This is a genomic window from Bdellovibrio svalbardensis (genome assembly GCF_029531655.1).
Lineage (GTDB): Bacteria > Bdellovibrionota > Bdellovibrionia > Bdellovibrionales > Bdellovibrionaceae > Bdellovibrio > Bdellovibrio svalbardensis.
Genome location: NZ_JANRMI010000001.1, coordinates 565,800 through 585,385 on the forward strand (window position 1 = coordinate 565,800; position 19,586 = coordinate 585,385).

Here is a 19,586-nt window from a genome sequence, read left to right on the forward strand (position 1 = left end):
ACCCAGAAATTGAGGGCTTATTGTGGATCGGCAGAATAGCATAACGCTTCAAAGCTTTACAAACTTTTTACGGTCAGGGGCCCTCTTGCGACATGAGGGCCAATGGATCCTCATTGAAGGCCCATTTGAACCTGTAAAAAATGCCAATTCGTCAGCTAATTCATCAGAGATTTCAGTATTTTGGCCCGATTTTTATGAACTCGAAGGCAAGCCCCTTTTTCAAGGAACTGTCACGTACGAACTAAAGAGCTCTGACATTCAGCAGATTTGCGAGAGTTATTTGCGCGCGAATGCAGTGAGTGACGGCCCCCAAAGCAAAATCCTAGGCAAGGCGCCATGGCGTGAGCCTCTGCAAGAGCACTTCGCGACGGCCTTAATTAGCATGCTTGCAAAAATCAAAGATGGTGAAATTCAAAAAGCAGTTCCGGCGGTGTTTGCGCGAACTGCACAAACAGTGAGTCCCCATGACCTCGCGCAGATGATTTTCAATCTAAGCAAAGCGCCTGAGACTTTGCATGTCTATGGGTTCTGGCAAAACGGCGAAGGCGTGCTGGGGGCGACTCCCGAGGTGTTGTTCGATTTTGATTTCGGAATTTTGAAAACCATGGCCTTGGCAGGCACGTGTCCAAAAAGTGAAAGCACAGAACGTGAATCCTTGCTTAAAGATCCGAAAGAAATGCAAGAGCATGGCTTGGTTGTTGAGGATCTAAAAAGTCGTTTGGCAAAATGGGGATCTGTGAAAACAGAGGGCCCAAAGATTTTAGAGCTTCCGACTTTGTTCCATCTCAAAACAGACTTTGTGGTGAAATGTCATGCAACGCCCAATTTCAGGAAACTGACTGAAGAGCTTCATCCGACTCCAGCATTGGGAGTGGCCCCACGTTCTGCGGGTTACAAGTGGATGGCCGAGTACCCAGGTCAAGAGGGACGCCGAGGATTCGGAGGTCCATTCGCCTTTTTCGACCAGAATAAGGCTCTGTGTCTTGTCGGCATTCGAAATTTACAGTGGAATAGCGAGGAAGCCATGATTGGTTCAGGGTGCGGCGTTGTTGCTGCCAGTGAATTGGATCGCGAGTGGCGAGAACTCTTTCAAAAACGTTTATCAGTGAAAAAGATTTTGGGGCTTGAATTATGACAAATATGGAACTTGCAGCAAAGGTCATTCAGGAGTTAGTGGACACTGGAGTTCGCGAATTTGTTTTATGTGCTGGAGCTCGAAACAGTCCCTTGGTGCATATTCTTGACGAGAATAAAAATCTTAAAGTTTATACGTTCTTTGAAGAGCGTTCTGCAGCTTTCTTTGCCTTGGGGCGAATCGCCAGCAGTCGTCGTCCGGTCGCAATCTTCACAACCTCTGGAACTGCCGTTGCAGAGCTTTTGCCAGCTGCAGTTGAGGGCACTTATTCATCTTTGCCATTGATCATGATTACTGCGGATCGTCCGAAGCACTATCGTGGCAGTGGGGCTCCGCAAACGATAGAGCAAGTTGGGATTTTTTCATACTACAATGAAGTGGCTTTGGATCTGGATGCAGAGAATTCGCATCTTTCTTTCAAAAGTCTTTCATGGAAAAAACCAATTCACGTCAACGTCAGTTTTGAAGAGCCTTTGATTGATGGGCCGGTTCCGCAAATTAAGATTCCAGCAGTCGCAGAGCGCACCAAGCTTCCAGGACAGACTCCACTTGGAACTTTGAAAGAGATGGAAACTTTCTTGAATACTCACAAACCTTTGGTGATCGTGGGGATTCTTCCAGAAAAAGCTTATGGCACCGTTTTGGAGTTTTTGAAACAATACAAAGCGCCAGTTTATGCGGAAGGCATCTCAAGTCTTCGTGGGCATCCAGAGCTTCAGGATATTTTGATTCAATCCGGAGAACAGATGATTCACCGAATTCTGCAATCTGGGGAGTGCGATTCCATCTTGCGCATCGGTGGCGTTCCTACGGTGCGTTTGTGGCGCGATCTTGAAGATAAATATAGAAAAATCCCGGTTTTCTCGGTCAGCTTTAATCACTACACGGGTTTAAGTCGTGAAGTCCAACACGTTAATTCATTGGATTTGCTAAGTCAGGTGGAGTTCACCTCGAAGCAACATGAAAATGTAAAAGTGAATTTTGATGATGCTGCCCAAGCAGCCAAAGTCAGAGCTTTGCTGATGAAATATCCTGAGTCTGAGCAGGGTATGATTTATTCTTTGTCGAAGAAAATGAAAAAAAGCTCTGTGTATCTTGGAAATTCACTACCGATTCGTGAGTGGGATTCTTGTGCAGATCAGGATTCGCCTCCTTTGCGTGTAGCTGCGAATCGCGGAGCAAATGGTATCGACGGACAGATCTCGACGTTCATGGGCTGGGCTCATCCAGAGACTGAAAATTGGTGCCTTGTTGGGGATTTGACAGCAATGTATGATTTATCGGCACTTTGGGTCACTTCTCAGGTCGATGCTCAGAAGTTCCGTATTGTCGTTATCAACAATGGTGGGGGACAAATCTTCTCTCGCATGTTCAAAAAAGAGATTTTCATAAACAAACACCAGATTTCTTTCGAATCTTGGGCAAAGATGTGGAATTGGTCTTATCAGCAGTGGCATAATATTCCAGTAACAACTGAGTTGGCTGATAAACAGATCATCGAACTTTTGCCGAATGCGCAACAAACGCAGGATTTTTGGAAGGAGCTGGAAGCTCTGTGGAAAGAGTAAATCTTTTCTTTCTTCACGGGTTCTTAGGAAGACCCACTGACTGGGAGGCTGTGAAAGCAGCCTTACCAAAGAGTGATCGTTTGACGATCTATACGCCCGACTATTTCAAAGAGAAGAATCTAAATCCCAATCATAATTTCACAAGCTGGGCTCAGAATTTCAATCGCTGGGTGCAGATGGAGACCAACGGCACAGATCGCAACGTGTTGGTTGGATACTCTCTGGGAGGCCGTCTCGCTTTGCACGCTCTCGAACAGAAGCCAGCACTTTGGTATAAAACGATTTTGATTTCTACGAATCCCGGTTTCAATGATCCTCTCAAAGCTTTTGATCCGAGCTCTGAAGACCGCCGCTTGCGCTGGATGAATGACTCCTATTGGGCGGAGGAATTTTTGAAATCTTCGTGGGAAACTCTTTTACGCAATTGGAATGCGCAACCGGTTTTTGGCGGAGGCGAGGAAGAACCTCAGCGTATTGAAAAAGAATATTCACGCGAGGCTCTGGGTTTGGCTTTGACGAACTGGTCCCTGGCTCAACAGAAAAACATGCGCCCTTTGCTTCAGGAGCTTTCTTCTAAGATTTGTTTTGCAGTGGGGGAGCGCGATGAGAAATTCGTGGCCTTGGCAGAACAACTCAGACGAGATATCGGCAATCTGAGGGTGGAATTGATCCCTGAAGCATCACATCGAGTTCTTTTCGATCGCCCCAAGGATCTGGCAGAGAAAATTAAATCACTTATTCAGCAATTGCTTTGAGGCTTCGCTGATCCACGGAAGATATTCAGAGACATTGATATAAATCGACTTCTCGGTGCAGAAGTCTTTCTGCTCGAGATAGTTTTCCTTTTCGTCGCCGCTCAACTCTTTAGGGACCGTCCATAGCATTGCAGAGGCAATGCCTACAACATAGTAGTCACTTTGACTTTTTATCAGCGCGGGACCGCCAGAGTCGCCGTTGCAAATTCCGACACCAGAGCTTTGATCAACACGGAACTGCTTTTTGTCTGCGCTTACACTGTCGACTTGAAGCCCGACATGGCGGAGTTGGCCGGCGCCTTGAATATCACCTTCGGCAGAGGCTTTTTTGCCGGTAATTCGGCCATAGCCCAAAGCCAGAAAGAGTTGCTGAGGCTGAATATTGAGATTGGATTTTGTTGGCAGGCGGGCAGGGAAAAATCCATTCGGTAAATTTCCTTTGAAACTGACCAGTGCCAAGTCATTGCGTTCTTCTGCCCCCGCCTTATTGTAGCGATCGTGAACCACGATGTCGTCACTGTTGCGCAAATCATAAGGTCCCATCACAGGATTATTTCCGAAAGCGATCGTGATGCCCTTCTTGTTGGGGCCGATGCAGTGAGCAGCTGTGAGAATAAGATTTTCTGAAATCAGGGTGCCGGTGCAGGACATTTTTGTGCTGCCGTCATACAGAAAGGCAACTGTGCGACCAGCTATATTGTTGGTATCTGTTTCTGTTCCGCCAACGATAGCACTACTTTGTGCATTCAATGCCGTAACAGGGCTGCTATTTTTTTGGCAACCACAAAGAATAAAAACGACTAAAGAGCCGACTAACAACAAATTCGTTTTCATGGGTATGGAAATAACAAAAGGGCTGCTAGTTGAGTAGCAGCCCTTTGAGTATTGAAAAGTCTTCTTAACAGTTTGGGAACTAACTAGTTGCCGTTTGTTGCAACATTGTTAAGTCTGTTTGGATCCGTCAAAGATGTGACCATTTTTTTAGCAGTTTGGCTGATCCATACTTTGTAAGCGTAAGCGTTTGTGTAGACTGCATTTTTAGAACAGTCATTTCTTGGGTCATTGGCTCCGCGGCTTGTAACACCCCAAAGGTACAATTTACCTTTGATGGCAACATAAGCTGGGCCGCCAGAGTCACCGTGACAAGCGCCAGTACCTGAAGTTTGGTCCAAAAGAACCTCTGTCATGCCGTGTTTGTTGTCGGCAATTTTCACTGCAGTTTTGCGAAGAACGCCAGATCCAGGCATTGCCACTTCAGCACAATTTGTAAGGTTCATTGGATCATCACAAACCACTTTGCCGGTTTGAATCGCATTGATCAAATCAGGGTAAGTGTTTTTATCAATCGGTGTTTGGACAACTTTATTTGTGCCGTAACCTGCAAGTAAAACCGTAGTTCCATTTTTAAGTGCAGACATGTCAGTCAGGAAAGTCGCCGGAACGAAGCCTTTTGGAACACTTCCTTGGAAGTGTATAAGCGCGATATCGCCTTGATCTTTCTGAGCAGTCTGACGAGTTGCCCAGTATGGAGAAACTTGCGCCGCATCGACAGGACGAGATTGGCTTTCAGAAGCTGAGTCGATATCTGGAGCAAAAATGATTGTCATGTATTTATCTACACAGTGAGCAGCCGTTAGAACCAGGTTTCCTGGAAGAAGAGATCCTGTGCAGATCGCTCCGCCGTTTTCATCGTCATTTTGAGAGTAAATTGCGACGATGCTTTTTGCGATCGCCTCGTTAGGGGCAACTAGTTTGCCGTCAATAATTGCTGACGAATCAAGTTGTGAGTTGGAAGTTTGAAGCTGTGAAGTTTCGCTGTTTTGTGGAGTGCAGGCAGCGAAAGAAAGTGTTGAAAGAACCCCTACGATCAGACTTTTATTCAGTCCCACTTAATCCCCCCGGATAGTGCTGCATCGCGATGCGCGGTGCGTGAAGTGAATAAACCCAATTTGGCACCGGTTTACAACAAATTAATACTTATGCCTGATATAAGCGCTCTCGAAAGAGCGCTTATTCATGAAGTTCTTACAGGGATCTGCAGGCGTCTGTCGCTTCTATTAGAGCTGAGCGAGTTCCGGGCTCCGCAGCCGCATGTCCGGAATCTGCGATGATTGTAAATTTTGCTTCTGGCCATGCCTTATGAAGTTCCCAAGCTGACTTCGCCGGGCACACCACATCGTAACGACCCTGAACGATGAATCCAGGGATGTGGCGAATCTTATCGACATTCTCAAGAAGCCAATTGTTGGTCTTAAAGAAAGCGTTATTAGTGAAGTAGTGACACTCAATACGCGCAAAGCTCAACGCAAAATCAGGATCATCGAATTCATCAACAGCACTTGGATCCATATACAAACGAGAAGTTGCCGCTTCCCATTTACTCCACGCCGTCGCAGCTTCCAAACGGATGTGGGCATCGTGATGTGTGAGGCGTTTGTAGTAGGCGCTGACTAGATCATGACGTTCATTTTCAGGAATTGGTTTTAAGTATTCATCCCAGACATCAGGGAAAATTTGCGAAGCACCTTCCTGATAAAACCATTTAATTTCTGATGGACGGCACAGGAAAATTCCACGCAAGACGAGGGCTTTCACTCTGTCCGGATGAGTGATTGCATAGGCCAATGCCAATGTCGAACCCCAACTGCCGCCGAAAACAACCCATTTGTCGATTTTCAAAAACTCACGAATGGTTTCCGTGTCCTTGACGAGATCCCAAGTCGTATTTTCACGAAGCTCTGCACAGGGAGTGGATTGTCCTGAACCGCGTTGATCGAACAAGACGATGCGATATATTTTAGGATCGAAAAATCTGCGGTGATCTGGAGCCACTCCGCCGCCGGGCCCGCCGTGCAAGAAAACCACGGGTTTGCCTTGGGGATTGCCAACTTCTTCATAGTATAAATTATGAAGCTCTGAAACTTTGAGGAAGCCTTTGTTGTACGGCTCAATGGGTGGATAGAATTCGCGAAGAGTTGCGGTCATAAATTTCCTTTCACAGGTTTGATTCAAAATCGATTTACTATTTAGTGCGCCATCCAACTTTATGGGTCCACTCCAGATATTCTTGATAGCGCTTCTGGGGGTTCGGTGGATGGTATTCGCCGGTAAGGGGAGTGATGACCAGGCTTTCAATGGGATCCAAGTCCATGGCGGCTCGGCGTTTATTTAAATTTTCTTCATCTTCAACATCGGTGATACGCAGTATTCCGTTTTCATCCCAGTCGGCGTTGGTCGCGTAGACTTGCTTTCGGCCCTCGTAAAAACGAATGCGATCAATGAGGGTCGCGACGTACATTTTGGGGACCTTGTTGGCCTTGGCCAGATCTTGCAAAATAACTTCCTGGGCCCGCATAAATTCAGGCAGGCTGATTGCGTGAAGAACTATTTTTATCGCGGCGGTGCAGACTTCTTTGCTGACCACGTCGGTGGTGGGGAAGCCCTTCTCGTCGATGATCTCTTTCAATTTGTGCGCATTCTTCAGATGAATTTTCTCCATCGCCGGATGATAGCCGTGAAAAAGCTCGCCGGTCTCGGCGAGGGCATCGCGCACCGCCTGATCTTCACGCATCATGTGCAATATTTCTTCGCCAATTTCAGTCCACGATTTGTTAGCCATGATTGAAGAAGTCCTGTTTGAATCGAGCTTTTTCCTGGTCGGAAATAAAACTCGCGTTGAAGGCAATCTGGTTGCAGCGACGGAAGTCCTCTTCGCTGAAGTTATGCACGCGGTGAAGAACTTCATAGTCATCGCTGAGGGTGGTTGCAAAGACACCAGGGTCATCCGAGTTGATGGTGACCAGGACACCGCTGTTGACGAGATTGCGAATTGGATGCGCTTCGTATGTTTCAAAAGACTGGGTGAGATAGTTGCTGATCGGGCATACTTCCAGAGGAATCTTATGATCGCGCACGAAATTAAGAATATTTAAATCTCTGACAATTTGAATGCCGTGGCCGATGCGTTCGGCCCCTAAAATTTCAACGGAGTCTTTGACCCAGGACGCAGCCAGATCATTGGGTGTTTCGCCGGAATGCACAGTGATGTGAAGGCCGGCTTTCTTGGCTTTTTGGAAGAGAGGTGCAAAGGCTTTCGGATCAAAGCCTTCTTCATTATCTGCCAAGTCCAAAGCAATGAAGCTGTCTTTGTGATCGATAGCGAAATCCACAACCTTTTCCGCAATGTTGTAAGGTTTTACCCGCTGAACAATGCAGATCATTCCTACAGCCATGGCAAATTTCTTTTTTGCCATGTCGACACCTTTTGTCAGGGAGCGATGAATCTTCTCGAAGTCGAGTGAGGCGTGGCCATCTGCGATGAAGGTGGGTGCGTAACGAAGCTCCAAAAGACGGATTCCATCGTTGTAAGCATCTTCGCAGGCTTCAAATGCAATACGCGTGAGTATTTCTTCGCTGGCTAAAACTTTTTGTGCGTTGAGAAATTTGCCGAGCACAGAACCCAGGTCTTTCATGGGTTTTGTGATAAGGAACTGGTCCTTTTGGCCTTGCGAAGTTGGGGCCAGCTGGATGCCAACTTGGGGGGCCAATTCAACCAGAGTGCTCCAACGCACTGAGCAGTCCAAATGCCTGTGCAGCTCGACTTTCAAAAGATCGCGAATGTTCTGGGAAAACAGTTTTTGCATTTGAAGTTCCTCGTCTTGGGAAGTAAAACATAACCCTATGACAGAACCTATTCAAATCAAAACAAAACTCGCGGGCAATCCTTCTCAAGAACCTCAATTTAAAAGCTTTGTAAAAAGCAAAGACGGACGTTCCATTCCAGTGGCAGATCCACGCTCAACACGTGCTCTGGTTTCTTTGATGGATATGAATGCTGTCTTGGGTGGCGCTGCTTCCCATTACGGTGGTCCTGCGGCCTTCGCGGAATTGATGTCCGCGTTGCACGGTTTTGTTTTCGATGTGGCAACACGCGAGAAGAAGCAATGGTTCGACCTTTTCCATATCGTCAACGATGCCGGTCACTGCGAAAATGGTTTGTATGCTTTGAAAGCAAATTACAACATGGCAGGATTGACGATTGATTCGTTGAAAAAATTCCGTTCGATCGAGAGTGGTTTGACTGGTCACGGTGAAGTTCACTGTTTCCCAGAAGGCGTTTTTGTCTCTAACGGTCCGTTGGGTTCTGCTTTTCCACAAACTCAAGGTTTGGCAATGGGAGAAGCGTTCTCTGGCAAAAACCGAGTGACGATCACAGCGATTTCTGACGGTGCCAGCATGGAAGGCGAAGCGAAGGAAGCCTACGCAGCTATTCCGGGTCTTGCTCAAGCCGGCAAACTGGCTCCTTACGTTTTGCTCATCAGCGATAACAATACAAAACTTTCTGGTCGTATTGATCAGGAATCATTCTCTATGAATCCAAGCTTCGAATCTTTGAAGGCGTTGGGTTGGAAGATCATCACCTTGGCGGATGGAAACAATTTGCAAAAATGTTTCGATGCGATTGCAGAGGCGGTTGAGTCTGCGAAAGCAAATCCTAAAGTTCCAGTGGCGATCTGGGCAAAAACAATTAAGGGAATTGGAACCAAGAAAACGGCAGAGTCGGCTTCGGGTGGTCATGGTTTTCCTCTGAAATCTCCTTCTGAATTACCTGCTTTCTTGTCTGAAATTTACGGAGGCGAAGCTTTGCCGGCTGTTTACAACACTTGGATTGATGAACTCAACAAGTGGGAAGCGGACATTAAAGCCAAAGCTGTGAAAGATTCTGGCGAGAAAATTCAAACAGGTATTTCTTCTGCGATGGTTCGCGCGCGTAAAGCGGGCTTGCCAGTTTTGTCTGTGACTTCAGATCTTCCTGGCTCTACAGGGGTTGCTGGATTTAGAAAAGAATTCCCACAGGATTCATTCGATGTCGGTGTTGCGGAAAGCAACATGGTTTCAGCGGCGGCGGGTCTTTCAAAATTGGGCTATATCCCTGTTGTGGATACTTTTGCGCAATTTGGTGTGACTAAAGGCGCTTTGCCTTTGACGATGGGTGCTTTGTCGGAAGCTCCGATTGTTGCGGTTTTCTCTCATACTGGTTTCCAAGATGCTGCTGATGGTGCTTCTCACCAGGCTTTGAGCTATATGGCGATGGTTTCATCCATTCCGCATGTTGATGTTTACTCATTGTCTTGCAGCGAAGAAGCAGATGCTTTGATGTTTACGGTTCTTGAAAACTTTGCGAAAGATCGCAAAGCTGGAAAAGTTCCGAACAGCTCTATCTTTTTCTTGGGGCGTGAAAACTTCCCTAAGACTTATGTTGCCGGTACCGCTTATGACTTGAAAAAAGCGCAGGTGCTTGCTGATACAACTGCGGGCAAAGCGAAGTCTGTGACGATTGCGACGACGGGTTCGTTGGTGCCACAAGCATTGGAAGCCGCGAAGCAACTGGAAACTCAAGGTGTGGGTGCCGTTGTTGTGAACTGTGCAAACGTCAATCATGTCGACGTTGCCACTTTCAAAACCACTTTGGCAAAAACTCAAGGCCGTCTGGTGACTGTCGAAGATCACCAAGTAATTGGTGGCTTCGGCCAAATGCTGGCTCATGCGCTTTTGCAAGCTGGGGTTGAGATCAAATTGAAATCACTGGGCGTGCACGGGGAGTTTGGCCAAAGCTCTTACACAGCTCTTGAGCTTTATAAGAAACACAAAGTTGATGCCTCAGCGATCGTAACCGCCGCTCTTTAAAAGGTACCTGCTTCCTTTTCGTTCAAAAAAGAACACAGGAAGTCGGGGAAGTCCTCAATTTGGCGTGATCCAATCGGCATATAAATTTGCTTAAGCTGAAAAATAAAAAAAGGCGTTGTTCTAAGAAGAACAGCGCCTTTTTTGTACTTTTTTAAATCAAAAGGAAGCAGGTACCTTAAGCGGCTTTTGCTTCTTCATTGTGAGAGAAGTTGGCCATAACACCCATTTGATCTGCAGAGAATGCAGATACGATGTCCACCAAGATCACGACTTTGTTGTCGACTTTACCCATGCCGCGTACGAAAGACATAGCGTTTTCGTTGCCAAGCACTGGAGAAGGCTCGATTTGATTTTCTTGAAGATCTACGACCTCTTTAACAGAGTCTACGATCATACCCACTTGACCGATTTCAGTGTCGATCACAATGATGCATGTGTCGCGAGTCGTATCCTGAGAATCCATACCAAACTTGATACGAAGATTTACAACAGGAATGATTTTACCACGCAGATTCATAACACCCTTTACGTAGTCAGGTGTGCGCGGAACAGGTGTGATTTCACCAAACTGATTGATTTCGCGTACGGTTTCGATAGCGACACCGTATTGCTCAGACATCAATTGGAAGGTGAGGTATTGGCCCGGCTTAGCTTTCATAGATAAATCGCTCATATGTTATTGCCTTTCACAGTGGAAAAAATGGAATACACATTCTTTTCGTGCGAAAATCAGGGGGACTTAAGAGATATTTGCGAAGTTGTTAATTTTTAGTTAAGTCCCCCATGTCCGACTCAGAATGAAACACGGCTCGACGAACCGATTGCTTTTTATAATTCCTTTGCAAGGAAGGGTACCAAAGGACTAGTTCACCATTAAATGGCGCTTCTCTAGACTAAGGAAGGAAATAGGTCTGACGTCTAAAGGCCGATACTTTTAATGATTAAAAGCACTTAAAAGCATTCACGGAGCATAGTAATGAGCGGTGACAATTCCTTTTTCGAAGAACTGCAGTCAGATTTCCTCAACGAATCAGCCTTCATGTTGGAACAATATGAAGAGTCGATGATCAAATTGGAAACCAGTCAAGAACCTGCAAAAGACTTAACAGATATCTTCCGTGTGGCCCATTCCGTAAAGGGTGGTGCAGCAGCTGTGGGTTTGATGGATCTCGCAAAGTTTGCCCACGTGATGGAGGATCTTTTGGATCTTCTTCGTTCGCGGCCCGAGTTGGTGAATCCAAATGCCATTTCACTCTTGCTTGTGTCGGGCGATGAATTGAAAAATCGCATCGCGGCTTTGCAACAAGGACAGGGTGGCCCATGGGACACTTCCGCTTTGAAAGCTCAATTGATTGAAATTACAGAATCACTTTCTGGTAAAAAGAAAAAACATCACGAGCCGGAAGAAGTGACTCCGGTCAGTGAAGAAGTCAAAGAGCAAGCGCCCGATGATTTCTTTGCCGTGACTCCGGCAGCAGAAGCAGTTTCCGCTTCCGCTCCGCCAGAGGAAGACTTCACAAACCATGAACTGCTTGCAGAGTTGCTTGCGGGATTATCTCCTGAAGATCAGGCAGAGTTCCGAGCTCAAGAAGCGGCTGCGGCTGCTCCTGCTCCGGCTTTGCATGTGGCACCGGCTCCAGAGCCTGTTGTTGAAATGGAAGAAAAAGCTGCGCCAGTTGTGGCGGCACCCGTTGCCCCTGTCGCATTGAAAGTTGTTCCGAAGGCTGCAGCGCCGACTCCTCCCAAAGCGGCGGGCGATGGCGGTGGACCGAAGGGCCCAAGCAAACCAGCAGCCAGCGCTATCAAAGTTGATACAGGTCGCGTTGACTCAGTTCTTGATGCCGTCGGTGAGTTGGTTGTCTTGAAAAATCAGCTGGTGCACGATGAAACGGTTCGCAGCGGAGTCAATCTTCGTCTTGAAGCTATCGTGGACCAACTCGATAAGGCTGTGCGTGAATTGTACGAAAAAACTTTGAGCATTCGTATGACCCCGCTTAAATCTATGTTCATTAAAATTCAACGTATCGTGCGCGACGTTTCTTTGACTTTGGATAAGCCTGTCGATTTGCAATTGGTGGGTGAAGAGACAGAGGTTGAAAGAACAGTCTTTGAACTTCTTGGCGATCCTCTCGTTCACTTGGTTCGTAACTCTATGGATCACGGGATTGAGAAAAGAGAGACCCGTCAACAACGCGGCAAACCTGCGACGGCGAAAGTCACAGTGTCGGCGAAGCAAAATGGCGGTAACGTTGTCATCGAAATTATCGATGACGGTGGTGGTATTAACCGTGAAAAAGTATTGGGCAAAGCGATTGAAAGAGGATTGGTGCCTCAGGGGGTAGACCCAGCGACAATTCCAGACGAAACTGTCTTCCAATATATTTTCCAACCGGGATTCTCGACTGCAGATAAGATTTCTGATCTTTCCGGCCGTGGCGTTGGTTTGGATGTCGTGAAATCAAACTTGGATAAGATCAATGGTAAAATCAATATCATGTCTAAATCTGGAGTGGGAACGACTTTCCGTCTGACGATTCCTCTCAGCACGGCAATTACCGATGGTATCATCGTGGCTTTGGATGGCGCCCGCTATATTCTGCCAATCCATTCAATCCGTGAAATCGTTAGAGTACAACCTAAGGACTACACGAATGTTTCTAATGCCGGAAAAGTGGCAAGCATCCGTGGACTCTTGTTGCCAGTGATTGATGTGTCGAAAACTTTGGGCTCTATCAACTGGAAACTCAATAAAAAAGACGACATGTTAGTAAAGCGCAGCGAAACCTCATTGAGTGCTCGCCGTGAAGAGACCATGCTTGTTGTTATTGAGTCTATGACCGGTCAGATGGCTTTCCCTGTAGATGATGTTTTAGGACAAGCACAGGTGGTCGTAAAACCAATTACGACAGGAGTGCAAATCCCTGAGGTGGCAGGAGCAGCAATCCTCGGTGATGGTCGTACAGTTCTTATTCTTGATCCAAGTGCGTTGGTTAATAATATTGCTAGAAATAGAGATGTGGCGGCTGCATGAGTGCTGTAAAAAAAGTGAATACCGAAGCAACGTCAGCGTTGTATGACTTTGAAGAGATCAAGCTCTCTGACAAGCTGTACACCAAGTTTGCGACGAAGATGTATGAATTGGCGGGTGTGGATCTTCCGTTCACTCCAAAAAATCACGCTCTGATTCGCAATCGCATTGTGAAGCTGTTGCGCAGGCACTCTTTGAAGTCGTACGAAGAGTATTGGGGATTGCTTGAAAGAGGTAATAATGACCTAATTCAGGAATTCATCTCGGCTTTGACCACAAATATGACCTCTTTCTATCGTGAGTCGAATCATTTTGATTTCCTTCAGAAAGCGCTGCCAGAGTTGGCTAAGAAATGTGGAAACGATCTTCGTATGTGGTGTGCTGCTGCGAGTACAGGCCAAGAGCCTTACACCATCGCGATCACAGCTTGTGAGGCGCAGGCAGAGATGCCAAGTGCAAAAGTTCGTCTTTTGGCGACGGATATTGACTTGCAGGTTTTGAAAAAAGCCTCTGTGGGCACTTATGAAGAGCGTGAGATGCAGGGGCTTCCGCCTGTACAACGAAGCAAATATTTTGAAAAAGTAAAATCCAACGGGGATGAGTTTTTCAGAGCAAAAGATCAAATTCATAACATGATCCGCTTTGCCCAATTCAACCTGATGAATCCAAAGTACGAGTTTCAGCATAAGTTCCATGTGATCTTCTGCAGAAACGTTTTGATTTACTTTGATGAAGCAACAACAAAAAGGGTCATCGATAATTTGACCTCTTGTTTGGCGCCTGGTGGCTATTTGATTTTAGGACATTCTGAGTCAGGCAACGTAAAACATTCAAACCTCAAGCCGCTGTCACGTGCGGTTTATCAGAAGATTTAAGGGGAAGCCGTATGGCTAAAATTCGTGTTCTAATTGTTGATGACTCCGCAGTGATTCGTAAACTTTTAGAAAAAATATTTTCTTCCAGCCCTGATATTGAAGTGGTGGGAACGGCGTCAGATCCCTATATTGCACGCGATAAACTTGTGCAACTGAAGCCTGACGTGATGACTTTGGATGTGGAGATGCCACGTATGGATGGCATCAGCTTCCTGGAAAAAGTTATGCAGCATTTTCCCACTCGCACAATCATCTTTTCTAGCTTGGCGAAAACCGGATCCGAAACTTACTTCCGTGCTTTAGAAGCGGGTGCGATTGAGATCATGGAAAAGCCGTCGATTGACGTCAGTCAGTCATTGGAAACTTTGTCTAAAGATATCATTGAGAAAGTGCGTGTGGTCGCCAAAGCCCGCGTGAATGCGATCGCGAAAGTTGCAGCACCCTCGGGGCCTGTGGCGAAAGTGGCGCGTACTTCATTGGCCAGAACAACCCATCAAATGATTGCCGTGGCATCTTCGACAGGTGGAACTGAGGCTTTGAAAGTCTTCTTGTCAGGCATGCCGGCGGATATTCCTGGAACTGTGGTGGTGCAACACATGCCACCGGGTTTTACCAAGTCATTTGCTGACAATCTCAATAAGATGTTTCCCTTCGAAGTGAAGGAAGCCGAAGAAGGTGATCAGGTCGTTCCAGGTCGTGTGTTGATCGCGCCGGGCAACTACCACATGGAGATCACGCGCAGTGGTGCTTATTACTACGTGAAGCTTCATCAGGGGCCAGCCTTGCACAGTGTGCGTCCCGCTGCAGATTATCTCATGAAATCAGTCGCAAAGTTTGCGGGTAAGAATGCCTTGGGTGTTGTTTTGACCGGTATGGGTAAGGACGGCGCAGAGGGTTTGCTTGAGATGAAAAATGCAGGTGCCTATACGGTCGCGCAAAATGAAGAAACATGCGTGGTGTATGGAATGCCTGCGGCCGCGGTGGCCTTGGGTGCTGCAGATAAGGTTCTGGCTCTTGATAAAATTGCCGGAGATCTTTTGAAACAGCTTTCAGCTCGAAATGCTGCTTAAGACTCTTTTTAGTTCAAAGGCCCCACTTTTATTAAGTGGGGCTGCGAAACCTTCTGAATAATTATTTCGCTTCCTTTGCCAGCTCGTTCAGAGCTTGCGTAAAGAATCTCAATCCCAAAGTCAGTTGGGTATTTTCAACGTCAGTCAAAGTGCTATCCTCAGGCGCATCCTGGAACAACTCAGCAATGATGTACTTGAAAACTTCCGGTTGGCAGAACTCTTCGGCGTTCTTAATGAGCGAAACAAACCACTCTTCCGTGATATTTTCGTCGTCAGGCATGGCCGCTTCAAAAGCTTCGTAAAGGCTGATGACTTCCTCTTCTGGCATTGCGCGAAGAGTGCCATAGGTCGCCACGACAGATCTCCAGATAATCAAACCCATGATTACGATCAGATCCTGAGCCTCTTCATTGAGGTCTTCCGCGAAGTCCACCAGGAATTGAGCAAGATCCGGTTGGCCTTCAAAAAGTCCATCCGTCAGTTTGATCATGTCTTCATCGCTATCAATTGTCGAAACAAGCTCAATAGCAGCATCTAGGGTCTTAAAAGAAACTAATTTCAAGGGGCACTCCTAAAGAATCCCACCCAAGGGGCGGGAGTGTGGGCAGAAAATCAGTGAACAGGAGCGGATTTGCCGCCACTGAATTTTTCGATCTGTTGTAGCCAGTAATGAATTTCATTTGCCGAAAGAGAGTAATCCATCATCGACAATTTGAGAGCGAGACCGAAGCAATCGTTGGAAACGAAGGCCATCTGACGGCGCTCTCCTTTGCGGGAGTAAACGTCGATTTTGCGAAGACCTGACATCAAATGCATCGCCTTCATCAAAACCAGAGCTTCTTGTTTAAAGATGCCCAGTTCTTCACGCATAAAATAAGCAAGTTTTGGATCATCGAACACTTCAGCATTGGTCCAAGACTCTTCACCGTATTGAGCTTTCATGAAAGCAAACATGAAGGCTGCGAAAAGTTCTGTGGGATCTTGCTTGTCGATGCCCGCTTGGTTGATGCGCGCCAAATGGATCTCAAAGATTTCCATTTTTGCGGGATCCACAAAGACAGAGTGCAGGCCTGGAAGGATTTGCTCAAGGATGTGCAAATCAAAAAGCTCCATGAAGGCCAAATGAGGCTCTTTCAGGCGCAAGAACTTCAACCATTCTTCACGACGACGTGGCAGGGCTGACTTTTTAAGCTCGCCACTGCATTCTGCAATTGCAGAACGCATCGAGGACTCAATCGAAAAGTGCAATTTGTGCGATAAACGAATCGCACGCAGGATGCGAATAGGATCTTCGATCAGACGCTCTTTAGGATCGCCGATCATGCGAAGCACGCGGTCTTCGATATCTTTGATGCCGCCCGTGTAGTCGATCAACTTGCGTTGAACAGGGTCGTAGAAAATGGAATTCACGGTGAAGTCGCGGCGTTGGGCATCCTCTTCAACCGTACCGAAGTAATTATCACCTTCAACAGCATCTTCTTCTGTTTGCGCCGCCAGTTCTTCAGAGCTGACATTGCGACGGAAAGTAGCGACTTCGAATTGCTGATCGCCGCGTTTGACCAAAACAAGTTTGAAACGACGGCCAATGATGTAGGCATTAGAAACTTTTTTACGGACCTGGTTCGGTAGAGCACTGGTCGCGATATCGAAGTCCTTGGGATGAATTCCAACCAGAAGGTCGCGCACGCAGCCGCCCACTAAGTAGGTTTCGAAACCAGACTCTTGGAGGTTTTTAACAATTCGAAGAGCAAAGGAATCAATCCAGTCTTCATGAAGCTGAGGCTTTTGTTGAGAATTCATCGAGGCTGAATCTAAACGCTTTCCCCTTAAAATTCAAACTTGAAATACCCGAAAGGCGGGCGCAGGATGGGAAAATCATGGCTTATCTCGATAACTTCAATCATCAATTCTATGGTCCAGAAACAGGCAGTCCAGAGCCTCGAAAGTGGATCTTTATTCACGGTCTAATGGGTTTTGGACAAAACTGGCGACGAATCATTTCAGGCTTGGAAAAGACCGAACGATGCCTTGCTTTTGATCAAAGGGGCCACGGTCGATCTTTCAAACCTGAATCTGGTTACAGTCCTGAAGACTATGCCGATGATTTGAAGAAGATTGTCGACGAGCTGGGCTGGAAGAAGTTCAACCTGGTCGGCCACTCCATGGGAGGCCGCAATGTCCTGGTTTTTGCCTCTAAATACCCCGAATACGTTGATAAACTGGTAATTGAGGACATCGGCCCCGAATCTAGCGCCAACGCCCATGAGTATTATGCTTATTTGTTGAATCTGGCTCCCACACCCTTTGCGAGCAGAGATGAGGCCCGCAAATTCTTTGCTGAGGACTTTATTCAGAAGGCTAAGACCCGAGAAAACGTCGAAGTCTTGTCGAAGTTCTTTTATAGCAATATGGAGGAAAAACCAGACGGGACCGTCGATTGGCGCTTCTCAAAGTATGCTATCATTGAGTCAGTTAAGGCAGGTCGTAATATGGATCGATGGCAGGAGGTCAGAGATCTAAAGGTTCCCACTCTGTTGATCAGGGGGGAAAGCTCGCAGGAGCTGAGCCAGCAGAATTACGAAGCCATGTTAGCCAGCAATCCAATGATTAAGGGCGTCGTAATACCCGGCGCTGGACATTGGGTCCATTCAGATCAAGCTCAGGCCTTTGTAGAGGCCCTAAAGAGCTTTGTTGGTGACTTTCCCAGCCCTGAAAAGTAATTTTGGGGCTTAAACCCGGAGTAGTAAAAGTTGAAATTTTCAGAGTTAAATTTAGAAGCCACATTGGCATCCGCAATCACCAAACTTGGTTATGAAGATTGCACCCCAGTTCAAGAGCAGGCCATCCCACACGTTCTCGATGGGAAAGACGTCGCAGGTCTTGCGCAAACAGGCACAGGCAAAACAGCAGCATTCGTTCTTCCTTTGATGGAGCGTATTCTTCGCGCTCGCCCAGCCCCTGGCGACGTGAGTGAAGAAGAAAAAGCAATTATCGAAAAACGCGCTTTCAAAGATTGGAAACCACAAAACTTTATTTTGATTCTGGTTCCAACTCGCGAATTGGCGGAACAAGTTCAAGATAATATTTTGAAATTGAGCATCGATTCAGGTTTGCGCGGATTTGCGATTTACGGCGGCACTGGTTATGACAAACAAAAAGACGCTCTTAAAAATAGCGTTGAGTTTATCGTAGCAACCCCAGGTCGCTTGATTGACCTTTACAAGGAACATCTTGTTGATTTGAAACAAGTGCGTGCAGTCGTCTTCGATGAAGCGGATCGTATGTTCGACATGGGTTTCAAAGATGATATGAAGTTCATCTTGCAAAGAATCCCTAGAGAACGTCAGATCCTGGTGTTCTCTGCCACATTGAATTTCGATGTTTTGAACACGATCTATCAGTTCGGTTCTGAACCGGTAGAGATCAACATCAGCCGTGACCAGGCAAAAGCTGACAACGTGAAGGACCAAATCTTCCACGTCGGTAGCAATGAGAAGCCTCAACATCTTCTTTCTTTGTTAAAAGCACAGAATCCAAAACAAGCGATCATCTTCACAAACTTCAAATTGAATGTTGAGAAGATCACCAAGTTCTTGGTGGATAACGGAGTTCCAGCGATGGCGATTTCGAGCTTGTTGACTCAAGCGCAGCGCAATCGCGTGATTGAACAGTTCAAGGCTGAAAATCATTTGAACATTCTAGTGGCGACAGACGTAGCTGCCCGTGGTTTGGATATCAAAGGCGTAGACCTTGTGATCAACTACGAACTTCCAATGGACAGCGAATCTTACGTTCATCGTATTGGTCGTACCGGCCGTGCGGGAACAACAGGTTCAGCGTTCTCATTGGTTGGCGATAAAGACATCGAGTCCTTGGCGCGCATTGAAGAATATTTGAAGCATAAAATTGAAGTGGGCTATCTTGAAAATGATCAGCTTCTTCAAGAGTTCAAACCTTTCCCATCTCATTTCGATGGTCACTATCCAAAATCATTGGATCGTGGGCCTCGCAAAGAGGGTGGAGACCGTGGACCTCGTCGTGAAGGCGGCCCTCGCAGAGAAGGCGAACGTGGCCCTCGTAGAGAAGGCGGAGGCCGTGATGGCAACCGTGGTCCTCGCAGAGAAGGTGACCGTGGACCTCGTGGTGAACACAGACAAGGTCAAGGTTCAGGCCCTATTGCTCAAGGAACGAAAACGGAAAGACCGCCACGTCCAGAGCACAAACATACAGAACACAAACGCCAAGATGGACAGCGCCCACAACACGCTCACAAACGTCACGAAAATCGTGGCAGCGGACCTATCAAGAAAATTGAAGGTGGACGTAAACCAGGCGGTTACCAGCACGCGAAGAAAGCTCCAGCTCCTAAGAGCGTGGGACAAAAAATTGCGGGATTCTTTAAGAAGATTTTCTCGTAAGGTTTTAGTTTCAGATTTCTTGGAATCTAAATTGAAATAAAAAAGGAGCC

At 46.8% G+C, this 19,586-nt stretch carries 17 protein-coding genes; 9 read left to right on the plus strand and 8 right to left on the minus strand.

Annotated elements, in window-relative coordinates:
- The first annotated feature begins 85 nt into the window (after window positions 1-85).
- Genes NWE73_RS02830 through NWE73_RS02840 form a run of 3 tightly spaced genes read left to right on the plus strand, consistent with a single transcriptional unit; the run spans window position 86 to window position 3,458 of the window.
- Window positions 86-1,135, plus strand: a complete 1,050-nt coding sequence (locus tag NWE73_RS02830) for a chorismate-binding protein (RefSeq protein WP_277576756.1) — start codon at window positions 86-88, stop codon at window positions 1,133-1,135.
- The gene (gene menD / locus NWE73_RS02835; protein ID WP_277576757.1) at window positions 1,132-2,703 is read left to right on the plus strand and encodes a 2-succinyl-5-enolpyruvyl-6-hydroxy-3-cyclohexene-1-carboxylic-acid synthase; all 1,572 of its coding nucleotides are present in this window, start codon (window positions 1,132-1,134) and stop codon (window positions 2,701-2,703) included. Before NWE73_RS02830 ends, menD begins: the two co-directional genes overlap by 4 nt.
- Window positions 2,691-3,458 carry an alpha/beta fold hydrolase gene (locus NWE73_RS02840; protein ID WP_277576758.1) on the plus strand — a complete coding sequence of 256 codons (768 nt, stop codon included), beginning with the start codon at window positions 2,691-2,693 and terminating at the stop codon, window positions 3,456-3,458. The genes menD and NWE73_RS02840 overlap by 13 nt, the downstream gene beginning before the upstream one ends.
- Here NWE73_RS02840 and NWE73_RS02845 read toward each other — a convergent pair.
- The 5 genes from NWE73_RS02845 to add all read right to left on the minus strand — a co-directional run bounded on the left by NWE73_RS02845 (window position 3,435) and on the right by add (window position 8,101).
- Complete coding sequence (locus NWE73_RS02845; protein ID WP_277576759.1) at window positions 3,435-4,292, minus strand: S1 family peptidase; 858 nt, start codon at window positions 4,290-4,292, stop codon at window positions 3,435-3,437. The two genes, NWE73_RS02840 and NWE73_RS02845, sit on opposite strands and share 24 nt — an antisense overlap.
- Before the next feature lie 83 nt (window positions 4,293-4,375).
- Entirely contained in the window at window positions 4,376-5,347 is a 972-nt protein-coding gene (locus NWE73_RS02850; protein ID WP_277576760.1) for a S1 family peptidase, read from the minus strand.
- A gap of 136 nt (window positions 5,348-5,483) precedes the next feature.
- Complete coding sequence (pip, locus tag NWE73_RS02855; RefSeq protein WP_277576761.1) at window positions 5,484-6,443, minus strand: prolyl aminopeptidase; 960 nt, start codon at window positions 6,441-6,443, stop codon at window positions 5,484-5,486.
- A gap of 37 nt (window positions 6,444-6,480) precedes the next feature.
- Complete coding sequence (locus NWE73_RS02860) at window positions 6,481-7,077, minus strand: DUF6624 domain-containing protein (protein ID WP_277576762.1); 597 nt, start codon at window positions 7,075-7,077, stop codon at window positions 6,481-6,483.
- Entirely contained in the window at window positions 7,070-8,101 is a 1,032-nt protein-coding gene (add, locus tag NWE73_RS02865; RefSeq protein WP_277576763.1) for an adenosine deaminase, read from the minus strand. Before add ends, NWE73_RS02860 begins: the two co-directional genes overlap by 8 nt.
- 37 nt (window positions 8,102-8,138) lie before the next feature.
- On the opposite strand from add, the gene NWE73_RS02870 reads away from it, so the two are divergent.
- The gene (locus tag NWE73_RS02870; RefSeq protein ID WP_277576764.1) at window positions 8,139-10,145 is read left to right on the plus strand and encodes a transketolase C-terminal domain-containing protein; all 2,007 of its coding nucleotides are present in this window, start codon (window positions 8,139-8,141) and stop codon (window positions 10,143-10,145) included.
- A gap of 175 nt (window positions 10,146-10,320) precedes the next feature.
- On the opposite strand, the gene NWE73_RS02875 is transcribed toward NWE73_RS02870, so the two are convergent.
- Entirely contained in the window at window positions 10,321-10,818 is a 498-nt protein-coding gene (locus NWE73_RS02875) for a chemotaxis protein CheW (RefSeq protein WP_277576765.1), read from the minus strand.
- Window positions 10,819-11,121: 303 nt separating this feature from the next.
- On the opposite strand from NWE73_RS02875, the gene NWE73_RS02880 reads away from it, so the two are divergent.
- Genes NWE73_RS02880 through NWE73_RS02890 form a run of 3 tightly spaced genes read left to right on the plus strand, consistent with a single transcriptional unit; the run spans window position 11,122 to window position 15,118 of the window.
- Entirely contained in the window at window positions 11,122-13,176 is a 2,055-nt protein-coding gene (locus NWE73_RS02880) for a chemotaxis protein CheA (RefSeq protein WP_277576766.1), read from the plus strand.
- The gene (locus tag NWE73_RS02885) at window positions 13,173-14,048 is read left to right on the plus strand and encodes a CheR family methyltransferase (protein ID WP_277576767.1); all 876 of its coding nucleotides are present in this window, start codon (window positions 13,173-13,175) and stop codon (window positions 14,046-14,048) included. The genes NWE73_RS02880 and NWE73_RS02885 overlap by 4 nt, the downstream gene beginning before the upstream one ends.
- Window positions 14,049-14,059: 11 nt before the next feature.
- Window positions 14,060-15,118: a protein-glutamate methylesterase/protein-glutamine glutaminase gene (locus NWE73_RS02890; RefSeq protein WP_277576768.1), complete on the plus strand. Its 1,059-nt coding sequence runs from the start codon at window positions 14,060-14,062 to the stop codon at window positions 15,116-15,118.
- A 61-nt stretch (window positions 15,119-15,179) separates the two neighbouring features.
- Here the strand turns inward: NWE73_RS02890 and NWE73_RS02895 are convergent, their stop codons facing one another.
- Window positions 15,180-15,680, minus strand: a complete 501-nt coding sequence (locus NWE73_RS02895) for a hypothetical protein (RefSeq protein ID WP_277576769.1) — start codon at window positions 15,678-15,680, stop codon at window positions 15,180-15,182.
- 50 nt (window positions 15,681-15,730) lie between these two features.
- Window positions 15,731-16,918, minus strand: a complete 1,188-nt coding sequence (locus NWE73_RS02900; RefSeq protein WP_277576770.1) for a poly(A) polymerase — start codon at window positions 16,916-16,918, stop codon at window positions 15,731-15,733.
- A 77-nt stretch (window positions 16,919-16,995) separates the two neighbouring features.
- On the opposite strand from NWE73_RS02900, the gene NWE73_RS02905 reads away from it, so the two are divergent.
- On the plus strand, window positions 16,996-17,838 hold the full coding sequence (locus NWE73_RS02905) for an alpha/beta fold hydrolase (protein WP_277576771.1): 843 nt from the start codon (window positions 16,996-16,998) through the stop codon (window positions 17,836-17,838).
- Window positions 17,839-17,901: 63 nt separating this feature from the next.
- Complete coding sequence (locus tag NWE73_RS02910; RefSeq protein ID WP_277576772.1) at window positions 17,902-19,536, plus strand: DEAD/DEAH box helicase; 1,635 nt, start codon at window positions 17,902-17,904, stop codon at window positions 19,534-19,536.
- Window positions 19,537-19,586 lie beyond the last annotated feature (50 nt).

What these genes read in the sequence shown, in the direction of transcription:
- NWE73_RS02900 (WP_277576770.1), bottom strand. Translation starts at nt 16,918, where the DNA reads ATGAATTCTCAACAAAAGCCTCAGCTTCATGAAGACTGGATTGATTCC.
- NWE73_RS02885 (WP_277576767.1), top strand. Translation starts at nt 13,173, where the DNA reads ATGAGTGCTGTAAAAAAAGTGAATACCGAAGCAACGTCAGCGTTGTAT.
- pip (WP_277576761.1), bottom strand. Translation starts at nt 6,443, where the DNA reads ATGACCGCAACTCTTCGCGAATTCTATCCACCCATTGAGCCGTACAAC.
- add (WP_277576763.1), bottom strand. Translation starts at nt 8,101, where the DNA reads ATGCAAAAACTGTTTTCCCAGAACATTCGCGATCTTTTGAAAGTCGAG.
- NWE73_RS02845 (WP_277576759.1), bottom strand. Translation starts at nt 4,292, where the DNA reads ATGAAAACGAATTTGTTGTTAGTCGGCTCTTTAGTCGTTTTTATTCTT.
- menD (WP_277576757.1), top strand. Translation starts at nt 1,132, where the DNA reads ATGACAAATATGGAACTTGCAGCAAAGGTCATTCAGGAGTTAGTGGAC.
- NWE73_RS02875 (WP_277576765.1), bottom strand. Translation starts at nt 10,818, where the DNA reads ATGAGCGATTTATCTATGAAAGCTAAGCCGGGCCAATACCTCACCTTC.
- NWE73_RS02870 (WP_277576764.1), top strand. Translation starts at nt 8,139, where the DNA reads ATGACAGAACCTATTCAAATCAAAACAAAACTCGCGGGCAATCCTTCT.
- NWE73_RS02905 (WP_277576771.1), top strand. Translation starts at nt 16,996, where the DNA reads ATGGCTTATCTCGATAACTTCAATCATCAATTCTATGGTCCAGAAACA.
- NWE73_RS02890 (WP_277576768.1), top strand. Translation starts at nt 14,060, where the DNA reads ATGGCTAAAATTCGTGTTCTAATTGTTGATGACTCCGCAGTGATTCGT.
- NWE73_RS02860 (WP_277576762.1), bottom strand. Translation starts at nt 7,077, where the DNA reads ATGGCTAACAAATCGTGGACTGAAATTGGCGAAGAAATATTGCACATG.
- NWE73_RS02880 (WP_277576766.1), top strand. Translation starts at nt 11,122, where the DNA reads ATGAGCGGTGACAATTCCTTTTTCGAAGAACTGCAGTCAGATTTCCTC.